Raw genomic sequence first — 19,233 nt, forward strand, 5'->3', positions numbered from 1 at the left:
CTTCCTCTTAATGACCGTTGTTCTTCGGACCGCCGGGTCGCACCCGCCGGGCCATGCCACCGATAATTCCACCCCATTGCGTATGGATTCTTACATCCGCAAGAGAAACAAAAAGAGGGGAAAAGTGCTCGACAAACTCAACGAATTCACCGAAAGCCACGGCGAGCTGCGCCGCGGGCGCGGGCTGGTCACGGGCACCATTGCCTTCAGCCTCGCCGCCCTGTGCTTTCTGGGCGTGCTGGCCTTCCACTTCCCGCAGTACCTGACGACGCCCGAGCTGCGCAAGAGCTACAACGTCGACGTGATGCGCGTCATTCTGCTGACGGCGCTGGTCATTGCGGGCGGGCTCTCGCTGGTCAACATCATCTTCAACCGCTCGCGCTGGCTCTCGTCGGCCGCGTTCCTGCTGGTGGTGGTGTCGGCCCTGCTGGGCGGGCACAAGGTGCCGGTGCACGACTTCGCCGACCACACGCCGTACATCGGGCTCGACTGGTTCATCCTCGACCTGCTGGGCTCGTCGCTGATCTTCATCTTCATCGAGAAGCTCTTTGCGCTGCGCAAGGACCAGCCCGTGTTCCGCGAAGAGTGGCAGACCGACTTTCATCACTTCGTGGTGAACCACATGATCGTGGGCTTCGTGCTGCTGGCCACCAACCTCATGGTGCACAAGCTCTTCGGCTGGGCCGCCAACGACGGCATCCGCGGCTGGGTGGGCAACCTGCCGTTCTGGGCCGGCATTCTGCTGATCATTCTGGTGGCCGACCTCGTGCAGTACTGGACGCACCGCGCGTACCACGAGGTGCCGGTGCTGTGGCGCCTGCACGCCGTGCACCACAGCGTGAAGAGCATGGACTGGATGGCGGGCTCGCGCCAGCACATCCTCGAATTGCTGATCACGCGCACGCTGGTGCTCGCGCCCATCTACGTGCTGGGCTTCAGCAAGGACGTGATCGACGCCTACATCGTCGTGGTCGGCTTCCAGGCGGTGTTCAACCACTGCAACGTGAGCGTGCGCCTGGGGCCGCTGCGCTACCTCATCGTGACGCCCAACTTCCACCACTGGCACCACAGCCAGGACCAGGAAGCGCTCGACAAGAACTACGCGGCGCACTACGCCTTCCTCGACTACCTTTTCGGCACGGCCGTGAAGACCACCAAGCTCTGGCCCGAGAAGTACGGCGTGCTGGGCGACTATGTGCCCAACGGCTTCTTCAAGCAGCTGAAGTTCCCGTTCGTCTGGAAGGGATGACCATGGCTTCCCTTCTTCGCGCGGTTGCGCTCGCAGCCGCGCTGCCACTGCTGCTCTCGGCCTGCGCCACGCGCATCGAGATGCCTTCCGAAACCTCGGGCCTGCGCCTGCGCGTGCAGAGCTCGGTGATCGCTCCCGGCAACGGCGGCGAACTCATCGGCGCCGAGGTGCTGGCGCCCGGCGACATCCTGCTGACCTCGATCGCCACGGTGAATTCGTTCGGCATCCGCCTGGGCACCTTCTCGCCGGTGAGCCATGCCGTGCTGTACCTGGGCGACGGGCTCATCGCCGAGGCGGTGGGCACCGGCGTGCGCGCGCGCCGGCTGGCCGACGTGGTCGACGAAGAGCAGATGGTCGTGGCCTTTCGCGTGCCCGGCCTCGAGTCGGCCCACGTCGAGAAGATGCGCGACTGGGCGAATTCCAAGGTCGGCACCCGTTACAACACGGCCGGCGTGCTGCTGAACGCGCCCTTCGTGCTGAACCGCCGGCTGTGCGAGCTGCCGCTGATTCCTTCGGCCGTCAGCGCGTACTGCATCACCGGCATGGCGATGGTGCAGCTCGGCGCCAGCCGCAACGACCAGTTCTTCTGCTCGCAGTTCGTGCTGGAGGCCTACCGCCAGGCCGGCGCGCCGATCACCGACGCCGACCCGCGCTGGGTGAGCCCGGCCGACCTGCTCCACATGCGCGAGGGCGACGTGCCTTCGATTGCCGCCACGCAGCCGCTGCGCTACGTGGGCCACCTCAAATACAACCCGCCGCCCGTGCTGGCGGCGGACGGACCCGCTTGAGCTCTTCTTCCTCTCCTCCTTCTTCTTCCTTTGACGTCGTTGTCGTCGGCGCCGGCGCCGCCGGCCTCTTGTGCGCCGCGCTGGCAGGCCAGCGCGGGCTGCGCGTGCTGCTGGTCGACCACAGCGAGAAGGTCGGCGAAAAGATCCGCATCTCGGGCGGCGGCCGTGCCAACTTCACCAACCGCGACCTCGACGTGCGCGCCCCGCAGCGCCATTTCGTCGGCGACAACCCGAATTTCTGCCGCTCGGCGCTCTCGCGCTATGCGCCGCAGCAGTTCATCGACATGGTGCAGCGCCACGGCATCGCGTTCCACGAGAAGCACAAGGGCCAGCTGTTCTGCGACGGCTCCTCGCAGCAGATCGTCGACATGCTGCTGGCCGAATGCGCCACCGGCAACGTCGAGCGCTGGCAGCCATGCAAGCTCGGCGACATTGCCTTTGCCGATGGCCGCTACCAAATCAGTAGCACGCGCGGCCCGATCGACGCGCCCAAGCTCGTGGTCGCAACGGGCGGCCTGTCGATTCCCCAAATTGGTGCAAGCGATTTCGGCTACCGGCTCGCCGAGCAGTTCGGCCTGCGCCTGGTCACGCCCCGACCGGCGCTCGTGCCGCTGACCTTCGGCGGAGACGCCTGGGCACCGTACGCCAGCCTGGCTGGGCTGGCGCTGCCGGTGCGCATCGAAACCGGCGGCAAGAAGGACAAGATGACCTTCCTGGAAGACCTGCTGTTCACCCACCGCGGCCTGTCGGGCCCGGCGGTGCTGCAGATTTCGAGCTACTGGAAGCCCGGCGTCCCGCTGACGCTGGACTTCGCGCCCGGCGTGGACGTGGCCGAATCGCTGGCCGATGCCAAGCTGCGCTCCAAAAAGCGCATCGCCAACGAACTGGCCGCGCTGGTGCCCTCGCGGTTGGCCGACGCCTGGGTCGGCGAAGACCCGGCCCTGCAACGCCCGGTGAACGAGGCGACCGACAAGGCGCTGGCGGTGCTGTCGGAGCGCATCGCCCGCTGGCAGATCACGCCCAGCGGCACCGAGGGCTACAAGAAGGCCGAGGTGACGGCGGGCGGCGTCGACACCCGCGATCTGTCGTCCCAGACCATGGAATCGAAGCAACCGGGCCTGTATTTCATCGGCGAAGTGGTCGATGTGACGGGATGGTTGGGCGGATACAACTTCCAGTGGGCCTGGGCCAGTGCCCATGCCTGCGCAACCGCGCTATAATTTCGGGCTAACTTCCGGCCTTCCCTCAACGGCCACCAAAGATTTCAGTTGAGGAACCCCGGCTTTGGGCCTCGATCTCCCCGAGCCAACTTCAGTTCAACGATTCATCAATGACCACCATTCGCGTTAAAGAAAACGAGCCCTTCGACGTCGCCCTGCGCCGCTTCAAGCGCACCATCGAAAAGCTCGGCCTGCTGACCGACCTGCGCGCCCGCGAGTTCTACGAGAAGCCGACGGCCGAGCGCAAGCGCAAGAAGGCCGCTGCGGTCAAGCGCCACTACAAGCGCGTGCGCAGCATGCAGCTCCCCAAGAAGCTGTACTAAGCAACGCCCAGGGCAGCTGGCCCCGACGAAAGTCCTCGCCAGCGCCCCGTTGCACCAGCCGCGCCAGGGAAACCTGCCGCGGCTTTTGTTTTTTCCGAAAGGTTGCGAAGAATGACTCTCAAAGAACAAATCACCGAAGACATGAAGACGGCGATGCGCGCCAAGGATTCGGAACGCCTGGGCACCATCCGCCTCCTGCTCGCGGCCCTGAAGCAGAAGGAAGTCGACGAGCGCGTGGAACTCGATGACGCCATGGTCATCGCCATCGTCGACAAGATGGTCAAGCAGCGCAAGGACTCGATCGCCGCGTTCACCACCGGTGGCCGCACCGACCTGGCCGACAAGGAAGCCGCCGAGATCAAGGTGCTCGAGGTGTACCAGCCCCAGCGCATGAGCGCCGACGAAGTCGCCACCGCCGTGAAAGCCATCGTGGCCGAGCTCGGCGCGGCCGGCCCGGGCGACATGGGCAAGGTGATGGGCGTGGTCAAGACGCGCCTGGCCGGCAAGGCCGACATGGGACAGGTCAGCGCCGCGGTCAAGGCCGCCCTCACGGGCGCCTGAGGCGGCCACCGCCATGAAGAACGGCAGCAGCAGCGCGCTCGGCGCCGCGCCCGTCGCAATGATCCCGAAGGCCTGCGCCTGCCTGGTCGATGCGCGGGGCCGGCTGCTGGTGTTCCGTCACCCCGAAGACGGCAACATGCAGCTGCCCAAGGGCACCATCGAGCCCGGCGAGTCGCCCGAGGCGGCCGTGCGGCGCGAGCTGCTCGAGGAATCGGGCCTGGTGTTCGCCGGCCGGCTGGAGTCGCTGGGCACGCTGGAGCGCGAATGCGAAGCCGGCGTCGAAGGCAACACGCACCGCCATCCGCAGCGCTGGCACATCTTCCTGATGCGCGACCCGCGCGACCTGCCCGAGACCTTCGAGCACATGGCCACGGGCAGCCCCGAAGAAGAAGGCCTGGTGTTCTCGTTCTACTGGCTCGAGGCCGACGCAGCCATCGAAGACTTCGCCCTGCCCTACCGCCAGACCATCGAGCGCGTGCGCGAAGCCCTGCTCGCCGCCGGCTGACCGATCACATGGCGGCGCGCAGCGCCATGTACGACCCCAGCAGCGCCAGCCCGATCAGAAAGCAGCGCCGGAACACGGCCACCGGCAGCCGCTGCCGCAGCCAGGTGCCCAGCACCATGCCGCCCACGGCCGGCACCAGCATCGCGACCGACCCGCCCAGCACTGCCGCCGGGTAGCTCCCGTTGGCCGCCAGCCCCAGCGCCAGCACCACGGTCGACGTGGTGAACGAGATGCCCATCGCCTGGATCAACGCATCGCGCTGGAAGCCCAGCGCCTGCAGGTATGGCACGGCCGGCACCGCGAACACGCCCGTCACGGCCGTCACCAGCCCCGTCGCAGCGCCCACCACGGGCCCGAGCCAACGCGCCTGTGCGTCGCTCACGTGCAGTTGCCGCCCCGTCAGCCCCCACAGCGCATAGATCACCAGCGCCACGCCGAGCGCCAACGAGGCCCAGGCGCCGGCCGGTACGCCCAGCCACCACGCCCCGGCGAGCGTGCCCCCCACGACGCCGGCCTGCATGCGACCGATGCGGCGGAACACGGCGCCGAAGCTGGCGCGCGGCCCGGTCTGCCAGAGGTTGGTGACCAGCGACGGCACGATCAGCAGCGCCGCCGCCTGTGCGGGCGACATCCACAGCGCGAGCAGCGCCATCGCCACGGTCGGCAGCCCGAGGCCGATCACGCCCTTGATCAGGCCGGCCAGCAGGAACACCGCGGCAGCCGCCGCCCACAGGCCCATCGCGTCATTGGAGATCGTCATCGCCGCGGAGTCTGCCGACCTGCACCTCGGCTGGAAATGCGGCTTTCGCGCACCCAGCCTCAGGCACAGGCTGAGGCTGGCGTGCTACCTTGCGGCTCACCATGCGATTCGATCTGACCGACCTGCGGCTCTTTCTCCACGTCGTCGAAGCCGGCAGCCTCACGGCCGGCGCCGGCCGCTCGCACATGACGCTGGCCTCGGCCAGCCAGCGCGTGCGCGGCATGGAAGACGCGCTCGGCACGCCGCTGCTCACCCGCCACGCGCAGGGCGTGCGCCCCACCGAGGCCGGCCGCACGCTGCTGCACCATGCGCGCGTCGTGCTGCAGCAGATGGAGCGGCTGCGCGGTGAACTCGGCGAATACGGCCAGGGCCTCAAGGGCCACGTGCGCTTCATGTGCGGCACCTCGGCGCTCACCGAGCACCTGCCCGAGGTGCTGAGCCGCTTTCTGGCCGAGCATCCGCGCATCTCGGTCGACCTCGAGGAGCGCGCCAGCCCCGACACCGTGGAAGCCCTGCGCAGCGGCCTGTGCGACATCGGCATCGTCTCCGACGCCATCGAGAGCGACAGCCTCGAATGCCACCCCTTCCGCCGCGACGACCTCGTGCTGGTGATGCCGCGCGGCCACGCGCTGGCCGGCCGGCGCCGCGTGCACCTGGCCGAGGTGGTCGACAGCGAGTTCGTCGGCCTGCCCGCCGACAGCGCGCTGCAGCAGCTGATCACGGGGCATGCGCGCGCGCTCGCCAGGCATCTGGCCTACCGCGTGCGCGTGCGCAACTTCGAGGCCGTGTGCCGCATGGTCGAGTACGGCATCGGCGTGGGCATCGTGCCGCAGACCGCGGCCGAGCGCTGCGCCCGCTCGATGAAGATCGCGCGCGCCTCGCTCGCCGACCCGTGGGCCGAGCGCACGCTGATGGCCTGCGTGCGCTCGTCGGAAGACCTGCCGCTGAATGCGCGGCGCATGCTCGACTACCTCATCGCACCACCGCCGTCGGCGGCAGACGCTACGCGGAAGTGACCGGCCGCCCCTGCTGCGCACGCGCCGCAATGAAGGCCTCGAAGGCCTCGCCACTGGTCTTGCGCGGCACGTAGCCGAACTGGCTTTTCAACGCGGTGTTCAGCAGCACCGGCCGGTAGCGCAGAAAGTCGAGCTGCTCGGGCCCGTAGCGGCTCACGCCCAATGCCGAGCCCGCGGCCAGCGCCGCCTGCAGCACACCAGCCGGCCAGGCGATGGCACGCTTGCCAAGCCGCGCGGCAATCTCGTGGATGGTGAGTGCGCCGTCCCCCGCAAGGTTGTAGCAACCGGCCGGCGCGCCGCCGAGCGCATGGGCGATGGCACCGGTCACGTCCTCGTCCCACACGAACACGAAGGGGCTGTCGCTGCCGCGGATGGCGATCAGCCGCTTCTTCTCGAACAGCGCGGTGATCTGGTTGTCGACGCGCTCGCCGAGGATGGTGCCGATGCGCAGCACCGTCTGCGCCAGCGCGGGATGTTGCGTGCGGCAGTCGGCCAGCATCTCTTCCACCTGCCGCTTGTGGTCGGCGTAGGCGAACACCGGGTTGCCGCGCAGCGGCTGCGACTCGGTGATCCAGGCCGGGTTGTCCGCGTGGTAGCCGTAGGCCGCGCCGCTCGACGACACCACGATGTGCCCCACGCCGCGCGCCACGCAGGCATCGAGCACGTTGCGCGTGCCGCCTACGTCGACCGAATGTTCGAAGGCGCGGTTCGAGTCCTTGCCGGGTGTGACGATCGACGCGAGGTGCACCACCGTGTCGATCGCATGCGCAGCGAGCACGTCGGCGATGCCGTCGTCGCGCACGTCCTGCTGCAGATAGGCCACGCCGGGCAGCCGCCGCGCGGCGGGCACCTCGCGCACGTCGAGCGCCACCAGGGTTTCGAAGGTGCCTTGCGCAGCCAATGCAGCGAGCACGCTGCGCCCGAGAAAACCATCGCCGCCGGTGATCAACACGCGCCGCGCGGACGCCTTCCAGACCTCGCTCATTGGTATACCTTCGTGCTTCGCACTGCGGTGCGAGCTTGCTTGGGGCGGCCCGGCGCGGCGCTCATGGCGTCGCAGGCTTGCGCCCCCACCAGCTCGCCAGCGCCAGGCCCGCGATGATGTCCCAGAAGCCCCACACGCCCGCCACCACGGCCATGCCGCCGAGCCCGCCGAAGAAGCTGAAGATCAGCACCAGCCCGAGCCCCGCGTTGCGGATGCCCACTTCGATGGACACCGCGCGCCGGTCGTAGTCGCCCAGCCCCGAGAGCCGCGCGCACAGGTAGCCAGTGCCGAAGGCCAGCGCGTCGTGAATGACGACCGCCAGCAGCACCAGCCCCACGTAGTCGAGAAAGTAGCGCCAGTTGCCCGCGATGGCGCCGACGATGAAAACGATCAGCGCCAGGAAGCTCAGGATGCGCGCCGGCTTCTTGATGCGCGCCGTGAACCGCGGCAGCTGGTGCGCGCAGGCCACGCCCAGCACGAAGGGAATGCCGATGATCATCACGATGTGGCCCAGCATGTCGAGCGGGTCGAGCGCGATGGTCTTCAGCAGCTGCGAGGCCGTGGGGTGCAGGCCGCCCCAGAACGCGAAGTTCAGCGGCATCACCACGATGGACAGCGCATTCGAGATCGCCGTCATCGACACCGACAGCGCCACGTTGCCGCCCGCGCGGTGCGTGAGGATCTGCGAGATGTTGCCCGGCGGGCAGCAGGCCACGAGGATCATGCCCAGCGCGATGCTCGGGCCCGGCTGCAGGATCAGCGTGAGCACGAAGGTCACGGCCGGCAGCACCACGAACTGCGCGCCGATGCCCACCGCCATCGCGCCGGGCATGCGCGCGACGCGCTTGAAGTCGTCGATGCGCGTGTCCAGCGCAATGCCGAACATCAGAAAGCCCAGCACCACGTTGAGCAGCACCAGCGAGGCCGGGTTGAAGTGCAGGCGGATCTCGTCGACAGGCAGCATGCGGAGAACCTCGTGAAGAAAGACGATCGGTCAGTCAGCCAACGCAGCAGCGGCTTGGCGCACGGCCGCGCGGTAGGTGTCCTTGTGGACGTAGTACGCCATCCGTTCCAGCTGCAGGTACTTGAAGCCGCCCGACAGATCGGGCGGCGGCCCCTGCACTGCTGCACGCAGTGCGGTCGCCTTGGGCGAGCCCGCCGCGTGCGCGCGGAAGTAGCGCGCCAGCAGCTCGGCCTGCTCGTACCGCCCCTGCCAGCCGATGCCGCTCGCCTCGATCATGCCGAGCACACCCAGCGTCTCGAAACGCGGCGAGAAGATGTTGAGGTACAGGCGCGGCGCCATGCCCTGCCAGTTGAGCAGCTCGCGGTCGATGAACGGGTAGTGCAGCGCATAGCCCGTGGCCGTGAGGATCAGGTCGTAGTCGCGCGCGCTGCCGTCCTTGAAATGCACGGTGCGCCCCGCGAGCCGCGCGATGTCGGCGCGCACGCCAATGTCGCCATGGCCCACGTGGTGCAGCACCAGCGAGTTCACCACCGGGTGCGACTCGTACATCTTGTAGTCGGGCTTCGGAAAACCGAAGCGCACCGGGTCGCCGGTGAACCACTGCAGCACGGTGGCATCGACCTTCTGCTTGAGCCACGGCGGCAGTGGGCGCTTGCCGCCCAGCGTGTCGGCCGGTTTGCCGAACACGTACTTGGGCACGAAGTAGTAGCCGCGCCGCACCGAAATGTCGACGCTCTGCGCGTAGTGCACGGCATCGACCGCGATGTCGCAGCCCGAGTTGCCCGCGCCGACGATCAGCACGCGCTTGTCCTTGAACAGTTCCGCGTGCTTGTAGCTGCTGGTGTGCAGCAGCTCGCCGTCGAAGTGGCCTTCGAACTGCGGGTGCTTGGGCTCCGAGAGCGTGCCATTGGCGATCACCACGCCCTTGTATTCGTCGGTCTCGACCGTGCCGTCGGGCGCCTCGACGCTCACGCGCCAGCGCGTGTCGGGTGCGTCGCTCACCGGCTCCACGCGCAGCACGCGCGTGCCGAAGCGAAAGTGCGCGCGCAGGCCGAAGCGGTCGGCAAAGTCGCTGAAGTAGCGACGCAGCTCGCGGTGGCTCGGGTAGTCGGCCACGGTGTCGGCCATCGGAAACTCGGCGAACTCGGTGGTGCGCTTGCTCGAGATCAGGTGGGCCGAGTGGTAGACCGTGGAGCGCGGGTTGTCGATGTCCCAGAGGCCGCCCACATCGCTGTGCGCCTCGAAGCCCTGGAACGGAACGCCGAGCTTCTGGAGATTGCGGGCGCCCGCCAGGCCCGAGGGGCCGGCGCCGATGAGGGCGATCTGTTCGTGGGTCGGAACGGCAGTGGCAGAAGGCGTCATCGGCGGGGAGGTTCTTTCTCATTCTGGGAATTCAGACCGGGGATGGCCGTGGCACCGGCCTCGCCCACGCGCGGCTTGCGCGGCTGCCCGCGCAGCAGGCGGTCGTGCAGTGGCGCAGGCAAGAGGTCGAGCGCTTTCGACAGCCAGCCGATGCGCCGCGGCAGCACGATCTTTTCGCGCCGTGCTGCAAGGCCCGCCAGCAGCTGGCGCGCCGCCGCGTCGGCCTCGAGCAACCCCGGCATCGCGAAGCGGTTGCCGGCCGTGAGCGCGGTACGGATGTAGCCCGGGCTCACCGTGTGCACCGTGAGTCCCGTGCCGCGCAGCTCGGCGCGCAGGCTTTCGAGATAGCGGATCAGGCCGCCCTTGCTCGCGCAGTAGGCGCCGTTGCCCGGCATGCCGTGCCAGCCCGCGATGCTGGCCACGCCGACGAGCGCGCCGCGGCCCGCTGCGCGCATCGGCTGCACGAAAGGCTGGAAGGTGGTGGCCGCGCCGAGCAGGTTGATCTCGAGCATGCGGCGGAACACGGCCAGGTCGTCGGCCTCGGCGGTGTCGTAGCCGCCGGCCACGCCCGCGTTGGCGATCACGAGATCGGGTGGGCCGAAGCGCTGCATCCAGTCGGTGGCCATCGCCTGCATGGCGGGGCCGTCGGACACGTCGGGCGTGTAGGCCTTGCAGCGCGCCTCGGCCGGCGCGGCGAGTGCCGCGAGGCGTTCGGTGTCGAGCCCCACCAGCGCCACGCGCGCACCGTGGCCGATCAGCTCGCGCGCCAGCGCCTGCCCGAGGCCGCCGCAGGCACCGGTGAGAACGACATTGCGAAACGGCAAGAGCATGGGCAGGGAAGCGCGCAAGGCTGCGAGTGGCAAAACGCAGCCACTGTAGCCGCGCCCTGCCACCGCATTCCCCAGCGTTTCCCCTTGCCCCGCGCCCTTGCGGGACGTTCAGGCCGCTTCGGCGGCGGGAAATTCGATCTGGATCTTCACATCCGTGACGCGCCCGGCCGCAGCCTCCTCGAAAGCGGCGATGCCGTCCTCGAACGCGAAGGTGCGCGAGATGAAGGGCTTCACATCGACCTGCCCCGACGCGATGAGCGCGAGCGCGCGCGGGAAGATGTTGGCGTAGCGGAACACCGACTCGATGCGCGCCTCCTTCGCCTGGATCGCGACGATGTCGAAAGCCACCTTGGCGGCGGGTATACCCACCAGCACGAGGCAGCCGCCGGGGCACAGCAGGTCGAACACGTTGTCGAAGGCACGTGTGCTGCCGCTGGCCTCGAAGACCACGTTCGCGCCCCAGCCGTCCGTGAGTGCCTGCACGGTGTCGGCGAGGCTCGTGCTGCGCACGTCGACCGTCGTCACCGCCGGGTTGTCGGCGAACAGCGCCAGCTTCTCGGGCACGAGGTCGGCCAGGATCACGCGCGCCGCACCGCCCGCGAGCGCGGCCAGCGCCGTCATCGCGCCGATGGTGCCGGCGCCGATGACCACCGCCACGTCGCCCGGCTTCAGCGCCGCCTTCTTCGCGGCCTGCAGGCCGATGGCCAACGGCTCGACGATGGCGCCTTCGCCGAAGCTCACGTTGTCGGGCAGGCGGAAGGTGAAGGCCGCCGGGTGCACCACGAAGGGCGTGAGGCAGCCGTGGATCGGCGGCGTGGCCCAGAAGCGCACCGCAGGGTCGAGGTTGTAGAAGCCTTCGCGCACGGCGCGCGAGTCCATGTCGGGAATGCCGGGCTCCATGCAGACGCGGTCGCCCGGCTTGAGGTGCCTGACTTCCGCGCCCACCTCGGCCACCACGCCCGAGGCCTCATGGCCGAGGATCATGGGCGCATCGACGACGTACGGGCCGATGCCGCCGTGCTGGTAGTAGTGAACGTCGCTGCCGCACACGCCCACGGTGTGCATGCGGATCTTCACATCGCGCGGGCCGACGTGCAGCGGCAGATCGACATCGCGCAGCGTGATCTCGTGCGCCTTTTCCAGAACCAGTGCTTTCATTGAATCTTTCCGAGAGGGGTAGTGAAACGGGGCTGCACCTCAGTGCAGTGCGGTGTCCGAACGCAGCAGCGAGGTGCCCGTCGCGACGTCGAACAGGTGCACCTGCTGCGCATCGGCGACAACGTGCAGCTGTTCGCCGAGCCGAGGGCCGCCTGCGGATGGCACGAGCACGGCGATCTCTTCCTCGCCCTGCCCGACGCTCACCAGCACTTCGTTGCCGAGGTATTCGATGAGCTGGACCTCGCCCGCAAAGCCTTCGTCGTACGCGCCGGTGGTGTCGATGTGCAGGTGTGCGGGGCGCACGCCCAGCGTCACGCGCTCGCGGCCTTCGAGTGCGAAGCGGCGAGCATCGACGCGCACCGAACCGCCGCGCCCACGCAACTCGCACTGCCCGTCGTCCAGGCTATGCACCGCCATCTCCATGAGGTTCATCGGCGGCGTGCCGATGAAGCCGGCCACGAAGGCCGAGCGCGGGCGCTCGAAGATTTCCTGCGGCGAGCCGACCTGCTCGATGCGCCCGTCACGCAGCAGCACGATGCGGTCGGCCAGCGTCATGGCCTCGTGCTGGTCGTGCGTGACGTACACGGTGGTGGTCTTCAGCGTCTGGTGCAGCTTCGCGATCTCGATGCGCATGTGGTTGCGCAGCTTGGCGTCCAGGTTCGACAAGGGCTCGTCGAACAGGAAGACCTTCGGCGTCTTGATCATCGCGCGCGCAATCGCCACGCGCTGCTGCTGGCCGCCCGACAGCTCGGTGGGCTTGCGCTCGAGGTAGCGCTCCAGGCCCAGCGTGTCTGACACCTCGCGCACGCGCAGGTCGATCTCGTGCTTGGGCACCTTCTGGCGCTTGAGCCCGAACGCGATGTTGTCGCGCACCGTCATGTGCGGATACAGCGCGTAGTTCTGGAACACCATCGCGATGCCGCGCTCCTGCGGCGGCAGGTCGTTCACGCGCCGGCCGCCGATGTGCAGGTCGCCGTCGCTGATGTCTTCCAGGCCCGCGAGCATGCGCAGGATGGTCGACTTGCCACAGCCCGAGGGGCCGAGGAACACGACGAACTCGTTCTGCGCGACTTCCAGGTCGAATTCGTGGACGACCTGTGTTTCCCCGTAGCGCTTGATGATGTGGTGACAGCGTATTGCAGACATTTTTTGTTCTGGAGAAGGAGAAGTGACGTGGCTCATTCGGCCTCCCGCTTGCGCTTGAACGCGGCATTGAGAAAGCCGCTGAGCACGCCCACCATGAGCAGCGGCGGCAGCGACAGCAGGATGACCGAGGCGTTCAAGATGCCCCACGGCACATCGCGCCCGAGCTGGCTGAGCTCCGACGCCACGATGGGCAGCGTCTTGGCCTCCGAGGTGGTGAGCATCAGCGCGATGAGGAACTCGTTCCACACCAGCACGAAGCCGAAGGCGATGGCGCCCACCAGCGAACGCGCGGCGATCGGCAGCGAGATGCGAAAGAAGATCGCGTAGGGCCCGTAGCCGTCGACACGGCCGGCTTCTTCCACCTCTTTCGGTACCGCCTTGAAGGCCGGAATGGCGAGCCAGATCACGGTCGAGAGCGTGAGCAGCGTGTAGGTGGCGATGAGCGCCACGCGCGTGTCGTACAGCTCCAGCTGCAGCCAGATCACCATGAGCGGAATGGCCACCGCCACCGGCGGCAGGAAGCGCATCGACAGCACGAAGAACTGGATGTCGTTGCCCCAGCGCAGCGGGTAGCGCGCCAGCGCATAGGCAGCGGGCAGGCCCAGCAGCGCGCCGATGATCACCGCCGCGCCGACCACCACGATCGAGTTGACCAGCCCCGCGCCCACGGCCTCGCGGTTCAGCACGTAGAGGTAGTTGTCCAGCGTGGGCGTGAAGAAGAACTTGGGCACGGCCGAGACGATGTCGACCCGGTTCTTGAACGAGTTGAGAAAGGTCCACAGCACGGGCACGAATGCCGAGAGCCCGGCCGCAATGAGTACCAGCCGCGCCAGCAAGGTTCCGATGGCAAGCTTCTTCATGACGGTTTCGTCCATTTCCAGATGTAGGTGAACGCGACCGTCGAGGCGACCATCATCAGCACCGCCATGCTCGACGCGTAGGAGATGCGGCCCGACTCGATGAAGCCCTGCGAGAAGGCGTACATGTCGAGCGTCTCGGTCGAGATGCCGGGGCCGCCGCGCGTCATCACGTAGATGAGATCGAAGGCGCGCAGCGACTCGACCATCTTCACGAAGGTCAGGCTGATGAGCGGCGCCTTCAGCATCGGCAGCGCCACGTAGGCATACACCTCCCACGTCTTCGCGTGGTCCAGGCGTGCGGCCTCGAAGGGCTGCGGCGGCAGGGTCTCGAGCAGCTTCAGCACGATGACCGCGAAGAACAGCCCCCACTGCCACACATCGACGAACGCCACCGTGAGCAGCGCCAGCAGCGGGTCGGCGAACAGGTCGAGCGGCTCGCCGGTGATCGCCTTGTACGGCCAGGTCACGAGGCCGAACAGCGGATGGAAGGCGAACTTCCAGACGAAGGCGGCCGACACGCGCGGCAGCAGTACCGGCACGATGAACAGCATCGACAGCACCTGGCGCCAGCGCGGCGTGGTGCAGCGGTGCATCAGCGTGCCCATGAGCACGGCCAGGGCCATGGTGGCGCTGACGGTCAGCACCTCCCACACCAGCGACACGCGCACCGAGTTCAGAAAGCGCCGGTCGGAGAACAGCTGCACGTAGTTGCTGAACCAGACCCAGCCGGTGTCGGCCTGGCCCAGCTCGCGGTCCTGCAGCGAGATGGCGATGGCGAACACCGTCGGCACCAGCGCCAGGACTGCCAGTACGAGCAGCCCCGGCCCGATGAACACGGCCGGCAGCCGTGTGGCATGGGAACGCTTGCTCACTTCTTGCGACGCGCGATCAGTTGCTTGGCGTAGGCGTCGAGTTCGTCAAGCCCGCCCTGGATGTCGGTGCGCGAACCGGTGATCAGCTCTTCCAGAATGATGCCCCAGCGGTCGCCCAGGTCGGGCCAGGCCGGGTCTTGCCAGAAGTTCACCGCCGTGACCTTGCCGGTGTCGGCCAGCGCCTTGCCCAGGTCGGCGCCGTAGCGCTTGGCGAACTCGGGGCTGCCGAGCACGCTGGTGCGGTTGAGTTCGCCGAACTGGCCTTCCGCCAGGCGGCGCTGCTCGTTCTCCTTGGACGTGGCCCACGCGATGAAGAGGCCCGCGCACTTCTTGGCTTCTTCGGTCTTGTTGGCCTTGGCGCCGATGGCCAGACCGTGGCCGTAGCCACCGCCGGTGAGCGGCGCGGGCGGCACCGCATAGGCGATCTTGCCGACCACGGTCGACATCTTCGGGTCGAGCGCGTTGCCCGCCAGCGGCGTCGATTCGACCAGAATCGCGACCTTGCCGGCCAGGAAAGCGCCGGTGGATTCGTCCCATCCACCGGTCTTGGTGCCGGGGGCGGAGTACTTGAAGAGGTCGAGGTAGGTCTGGGTCGCTTTCACAGCCGCGGGCGAGTTGAAGACCGGCTTGTCGCCGTCGAACCACTGGCCGCCGTAGCCGCGGAAGTACGGCATCCAGCGCCACACGTTGGCACCCGAGCCGCGCTGGCCGCGCAGTGCCACGCCGTACACGCCGTTGGCCGGGTCGTTGAGCTTCTTCACGGCCGCCACGAACTCGTCGAGCGTGGCTGGCGGCTTGATGCCCGCCTTTTCGAGCAGGTCCTTGCGGTAGACCATGAGGTCGCCGCCGCCGGTGAGCGGCGCAAACCAGGTCTGGCCCGCGAAGCTCGCGACCTTCTGGCGGCCGGCGTCGAAATCGGCGTAGTCGTAGCTGGCCGGGTAGTACGGCGTGAGCGGCACGATCCACTTCGACTGGACGAACTGCGCCACGTTGGCCTCGTCGACGTAGTACACGTGGTACTTGCCGACCGTGGACGCATCGGCGCGCGACTTGGCGCGGCGGTCGTTCTCGTTGAGGTTGTCCACGCTGAACGAGGCACCGCTGAGGCGCTTGAATTCGTCCTTCGATTTCTCGAGCAGCGTCAGGCCTTCGCGGGGCTGCGACAGGACGCGCACGTCCTCCTTGCAGACCTGGGCCAGCGCGGCGGGCGCCAGCGTGGCGAGCGCCAGCGCAAGGCCGGCCAGACGGTACGTGTGCGGAAGCGGCATGGGGTGTCTCCTTCGTTGTAGGTGCGAATTGCCGGCGAAATGTCGGCAACAGCAGCGAAACGAAGGTTAGAGGGCCGATCCAGAGACCCGCGTACATGCCCACCGGGCACCTGATACTTTGGCGCCAAGCCGTCTCGGGGTTTAACCGAGGTGGCGAACCCGTATCAGGGCGCGATCAGGCGACGAGCGGCGTGTTTTGCGCGCTGCGCAGGCCGAAGCGGTCCTGTGCCTGCTGCCGGTAGGCCGAAGGCGTCATGCCCTTGAGCTGCAGGAAGCGGCGGTTGAAGTTGGCGAGGTTCGCAAAGCCGACCTCGTAGCAGATGTCGCTCACCAGCCGATCGGACACCTGCAGCATCTCGCAGGCCTTGGTGATGCGCAGCCGCGTGACAAAGTCGGTGAAGGTGCTGCCCATGTGCTTGTGGAAGTAACGCGAGAAGCTGCTTTCGGCCATGTTGGCAATGGCCGACACGGCGGGCAGCGAGAGCTCTTCGGCCAGGTGGGCGTGCAGGTGGTCGAGCACGCGGCGCATGCGGGTGTTGGCCGTGGGGTCTTCGTCGGTGGGCTCGGCGTTGCTGGAGATCTGGCGGCAGTCGGTCCAGTTCGCAAGCTCGTGCAGCAAGCCGATGAACTCCGACAGCCGCGCCATGCCCTCCTGCTTCTGCACGCGCGTGAAGCGCTCGCGCACGAGGTCACCGATGCCGAAGAACTCGATGCCCAGCTTGGCGCGGTCGAGCATCGGGAGCACCGTTTCGAGTTCGGGGAACAGGTCGACGCCCTTGCGCAGCGGTTCGTCGCGGAAATGGATCACCATGCTGCGGTCGGCCACGCCCTCGGGCGGCACGTCGTGCGAGATCCAGGTGTGGGGCAACCGCGCCCCCACCAAGGCGACGTAGCCGGGCTCGAAGCGGCCGATGTGGTTGCCGACGAAGGCGTCGCCGCTGGTGCGGTTGATGCACTGCAGCTCGAACTCGTCGTGGTAGTGCCAGCAGTCGAAAGGCCAGGGCACGCCGTGCTGCAGGCAGCGCACCGAGCTGCTGCCCGCCGGCTCGAAGCCCAGGCGTGGGTCACGCAAGAGTTCGTGTTCGAGAGCCGGCTTGCGCACGGCGCTGGTTTTGCTCATTTCCTGTCCCCCTGTATTTGAAATCGGAGGTCTTCGAGCCAGCGCCGCCGCTGCCGGCGGCGCCTGTCAGGCGCCCGCCACCTTCATGCGGTTGACCAGGATCGACCCCGTGGTTTTTGCGCCGAAAGTGTAAGCATCTGCGCCGATCGCTTCAATCCCCATCAGCATCTGCTTCAAATTGCCCGCAATCGTGATCTCTTCGACCGGGAAGGCAATGCGGCCTTTTTCCACCCAGAAACCGCTCGCGCCGCGCGAGTAGTCGCCGGTCACGTAGTTCACGCCCTGCCCCATCAGCTCGATGACGAACAGGCCCGTGCCGAGCTTGGCGAGCATGGCGTCCAGGTCGTCGCCGTGTTTCGTGAGGCGCGAGCTCAGCGTCAGGTTGTGCGAGCCGCCGGCATTGCCGGTGGTCTTCATGCCGAGCTTGCGCGCCGAGTAGGTCGAGAGAAAGTAGCCTTCGAGGCGGCCGGCATCGACCACCTTGCGCGCGCGGGTGACCACGCCTTCGTCGTCGAAGGGCGAGCTGCCCTTGCCGCGCAGCACGTGCGGGTCTTCGGCAATGTCGACGTGCTTGGGCAGCACCGGCTTGCCGAGCGAATCGAGCAGGAAGGTGCTCTTGCGGTACAGCGCCCCGCCGCTCACGGCCTGCACCAGCCCGCCCAGCAGGCCCACGGCCAGTGGCGACTCGAACAGCACCGGGCATTCGGTGGTCTTGATCTTGCGCGACTTCAGGCGGCTCAGCGCCCGTTCGGCAGCGTAGCGGCCCACGGCCTGCGGGCTGGCGAGTTCGTCGGCCGAGCGCATCGAGCTGTACCAGGCGTCGCGCTGCATGCCGTCGCCCTTGCCGGCGATGGGCGCCACCGAAATCGAGTGCCGCGAGCTGGCGTAGCCGCCGCGAAAACCGTGCGTGTGGGCACTGAAGAAATGGCTCTGCTGGGCCGAGACGCCCGCGCCTTCGCTGTTGGTGATGCGCTTGTCGGTCGACAGCGCCGCCGCCTCGCACTCGAGCGCCATGGCTGCGGCCTGCTCGCTGGTCACGGCCCAGGGGTGGAACAGGTCGAGCTCGGGGTGGACCTTGGCGATGTCGGCTTCGTCGGGCAGGCCGCTCACCGGGTCTTCGGCCGTGAAGCGGGCGATGTCGAAGGCGGCTGCCGCGGTCTGTTGGATGGCCGCCTCGGAAAAGTCGGAGGTGCTGGCGTTGCCGCGGCGGTGGCCCACGTAGACCGTGATGCCCAGCGACTTGTCGCGGTTGCGCTCGACGTTCTCGAGTTCGCCCTTGCGCACCGAGACGCTCAGGCCGCAGCCCTCGGAGGCCTCGGCACCGGCGTCGGTGGCCCCGAGCTTTTTGGCGTGGGCCAGGGCCGAATCGACCAGGTTTTCGAAGAAGGAACGGCTGTAGGCAAAGCCAGAATCGGCGCGCGAGGAGGATGTCGTCATGTGGTGGCTATGATACTTGCGCCCCCTGTTTCACGTTTTTCCTTCCGCGCCCCCTGTGCGCGTTGCAGCGCCGCACGGCGCAGCCCAGAATCCACCCCATGTCCCGCAAACCCAAAAAAGGCTATTTCGTCCGTGGCCACTTCGTTGCCGAAGGCAGCGAACTCGACCTGGAGCTCAAACGCGAGCTCAAGGGCGGCACCGACGAAGCCAGCCGCACCGAACTCAAGCGCGAGAGCGACGAACTGCAAAAGCTCGGCGAGGAGCTGCTCGGCCTGCGCGCGGCCCTGTTCGATGCGCTGCCACTGGGCGAAAAGCTCGTCGATGCCATCACCGAGGCCAAGCGCATCACCAATTTCGAGGGCAAACGCCGCCAGATGCAGTTCATCGGCAAGCTGATGCGCAAGCTCGACGAGCCCACGCTCGAGGCCGTCAAGCTCGCGCTGGTCGAGCAGAACACCGTGCCGGCCGCCGAAGCCGCCGCGCTGCACGAGGCCGAACGCTGGCGCGAACGCCTGATCGCCGACGACGACGCCCTCGGCGGCTGGATCGAAACCCACCCCGCCACCGACTCGCAGCAGCTGCGCGCCCTCGTGCGCCAGGCCCGCAAGGATCTGAAGGCCGGCCCCGCCGGCGAAGCGCCGCGCCAAGGCAAGGCCTACCGCGAGATCTTCCAGCTCGTGCGCGCGCAGCTGGCGGTGCATGGCGGCGCCGACCACGCCGAAGCGGCTGCGGCGCAGGACCGCGAAGAAGACGCATGAGCGTCCGGCCTTTTTGACTTTCTCCCTCTCCCGCTTGCGGGAGAGGGTCGG

At 67.8% G+C, this 19,233-nt stretch carries 20 protein-coding genes; 8 read left to right on the top strand and 12 right to left on the bottom strand.

The window, feature by feature from the left end; genetic code table 11:
* Positions 1–82 precede the first annotated feature (82 nt).
* The 6 genes from CLU95_RS05270 to CLU95_RS05295 all read left to right on the top strand — a co-directional run bounded on the left by CLU95_RS05270 (position 83) and on the right by CLU95_RS05295 (position 4,646).
* Positions 83–1,249, top strand: coding sequence for a sterol desaturase family protein (locus CLU95_RS05270; protein ID WP_099791073.1), 1,167 nt, complete (start codon positions 83–85; stop codon positions 1,247–1,249).
* A gap of 2 nt (positions 1,250–1,251) precedes the next feature.
* Entirely contained in the window at positions 1,252–2,037 is a 786-nt protein-coding gene (locus CLU95_RS05275) for a YaeF family permuted papain-like enzyme (RefSeq protein ID WP_099791076.1), read from the top strand.
* Entirely contained in the window at positions 2,034–3,257 is a 1,224-nt protein-coding gene (locus CLU95_RS05280; RefSeq protein ID WP_099791078.1) for an NAD(P)/FAD-dependent oxidoreductase, read from the top strand. Before CLU95_RS05275 ends, CLU95_RS05280 begins: the two co-directional genes overlap by 4 nt.
* A 110-nt stretch (positions 3,258–3,367) precedes the next feature.
* Complete coding sequence (gene rpsU / locus CLU95_RS05285) at positions 3,368–3,580, top strand: 30S ribosomal protein S21 (protein WP_007833691.1); 213 nt, start codon at positions 3,368–3,370, stop codon at positions 3,578–3,580.
* 111 nt (positions 3,581–3,691) lie between these two features.
* Entirely contained in the window at positions 3,692–4,141 is a 450-nt protein-coding gene (locus tag CLU95_RS05290) for a GatB/YqeY domain-containing protein (protein WP_099791080.1), read from the top strand.
* Between the two features lie 13 nt (positions 4,142–4,154).
* Complete coding sequence (locus CLU95_RS05295; protein WP_257214539.1) at positions 4,155–4,646, top strand: NUDIX domain-containing protein; 492 nt, start codon at positions 4,155–4,157, stop codon at positions 4,644–4,646.
* 4 nt (positions 4,647–4,650) lie between these two features.
* Here the strand turns inward: CLU95_RS05295 and CLU95_RS05300 are convergent, their stop codons facing one another.
* On the bottom strand, positions 4,651–5,406 hold the full coding sequence (locus CLU95_RS05300) for a sulfite exporter TauE/SafE family protein (protein ID WP_099791082.1): 756 nt from the start codon (positions 5,404–5,406) through the stop codon (positions 4,651–4,653).
* 101 nt (positions 5,407–5,507) lie between these two features.
* On the opposite strand from CLU95_RS05300, the gene CLU95_RS05305 reads away from it, so the two are divergent.
* Positions 5,508–6,422, top strand: a complete 915-nt coding sequence (locus CLU95_RS05305) for a LysR family transcriptional regulator (RefSeq protein WP_099791084.1) — start codon at positions 5,508–5,510, stop codon at positions 6,420–6,422.
* Here the strand turns inward: CLU95_RS05305 and CLU95_RS05310 are convergent.
* The 11 genes from CLU95_RS05310 to pmbA all read right to left on the bottom strand — a co-directional run bounded on the left by CLU95_RS05310 (position 6,409) and on the right by pmbA (position 18,424).
* Positions 6,409–7,407, bottom strand: coding sequence for an SDR family oxidoreductase (locus CLU95_RS05310; RefSeq protein WP_099791086.1), 999 nt, complete (start codon positions 7,405–7,407; stop codon positions 6,409–6,411). The two genes, CLU95_RS05305 and CLU95_RS05310, sit on opposite strands and share 14 nt — an antisense overlap.
* Positions 7,408–7,468: 61 nt before the next feature.
* Positions 7,469–8,371: a bile acid:sodium symporter family protein gene (locus CLU95_RS05315; protein ID WP_099791088.1), complete on the bottom strand. Its 903-nt coding sequence runs from the start codon at positions 8,369–8,371 to the stop codon at positions 7,469–7,471.
* A gap of 30 nt (positions 8,372–8,401) precedes the next feature.
* A complete protein-coding gene (locus CLU95_RS05320; RefSeq protein WP_099791090.1) occupies positions 8,402–9,733 on the bottom strand; it encodes a flavin-containing monooxygenase in 1,332 nt (443 codons plus the stop codon).
* The gene (locus CLU95_RS05325) at positions 9,730–10,563 is read right to left on the bottom strand and encodes an SDR family oxidoreductase (protein ID WP_099791092.1); all 834 of its coding nucleotides are present in this window, start codon (positions 10,561–10,563) and stop codon (positions 9,730–9,732) included. Before CLU95_RS05325 ends, CLU95_RS05320 begins: the two co-directional genes overlap by 4 nt.
* A 108-nt stretch (positions 10,564–10,671) precedes the next feature.
* Positions 10,672–11,721, bottom strand: a complete 1,050-nt coding sequence (locus CLU95_RS05330) for an NAD(P)-dependent alcohol dehydrogenase (protein ID WP_099791094.1) — start codon at positions 11,719–11,721, stop codon at positions 10,672–10,674.
* A gap of 39 nt (positions 11,722–11,760) precedes the next feature.
* Positions 11,761–12,867 carry an ABC transporter ATP-binding protein gene (locus CLU95_RS05335; RefSeq protein ID WP_099791096.1) on the bottom strand — a complete coding sequence of 369 codons (1,107 nt, stop codon included), beginning with the start codon at positions 12,865–12,867 and terminating at the stop codon, positions 11,761–11,763.
* 32 nt (positions 12,868–12,899) lie between these two features.
* Complete coding sequence (locus CLU95_RS05340) at positions 12,900–13,712, bottom strand: carbohydrate ABC transporter permease (RefSeq protein ID WP_373670010.1); 813 nt, start codon at positions 13,710–13,712, stop codon at positions 12,900–12,902.
* A gap of 11 nt (positions 13,713–13,723) precedes the next feature.
* Entirely contained in the window at positions 13,724–14,599 is an 876-nt protein-coding gene (locus tag CLU95_RS05345) for a carbohydrate ABC transporter permease (RefSeq protein ID WP_099791100.1), read from the bottom strand.
* Positions 14,596–15,867, bottom strand: a complete 1,272-nt coding sequence (locus tag CLU95_RS05350; RefSeq protein ID WP_099791102.1) for an ABC transporter substrate-binding protein — start codon at positions 15,865–15,867, stop codon at positions 14,596–14,598. Before CLU95_RS05350 ends, CLU95_RS05345 begins: the two co-directional genes overlap by 4 nt.
* A gap of 175 nt (positions 15,868–16,042) precedes the next feature.
* The gene (locus tag CLU95_RS05355) at positions 16,043–16,987 is read right to left on the bottom strand and encodes a helix-turn-helix domain-containing protein (protein ID WP_099791104.1); all 945 of its coding nucleotides are present in this window, start codon (positions 16,985–16,987) and stop codon (positions 16,043–16,045) included.
* A gap of 66 nt (positions 16,988–17,053) precedes the next feature.
* A complete protein-coding gene (gene pmbA / locus CLU95_RS05360) occupies positions 17,054–18,424 on the bottom strand; it encodes a metalloprotease PmbA (RefSeq protein WP_099791106.1) in 1,371 nt (456 codons plus the stop codon).
* Between the two features lie 98 nt (positions 18,425–18,522).
* Between pmbA and yjgA the strand changes: the two genes are divergently transcribed.
* The gene (yjgA, locus tag CLU95_RS05365; RefSeq protein WP_099791108.1) at positions 18,523–19,182 is read left to right on the top strand and encodes a ribosome biogenesis factor YjgA; all 660 of its coding nucleotides are present in this window, start codon (positions 18,523–18,525) and stop codon (positions 19,180–19,182) included.
* Positions 19,183–19,233 lie beyond the last annotated feature (51 nt).

This window comes from Variovorax sp. 54, from assembly GCF_002754375.1.
Taxonomy (GTDB): domain Bacteria; phylum Pseudomonadota; class Gammaproteobacteria; order Burkholderiales; family Burkholderiaceae_C; genus Variovorax.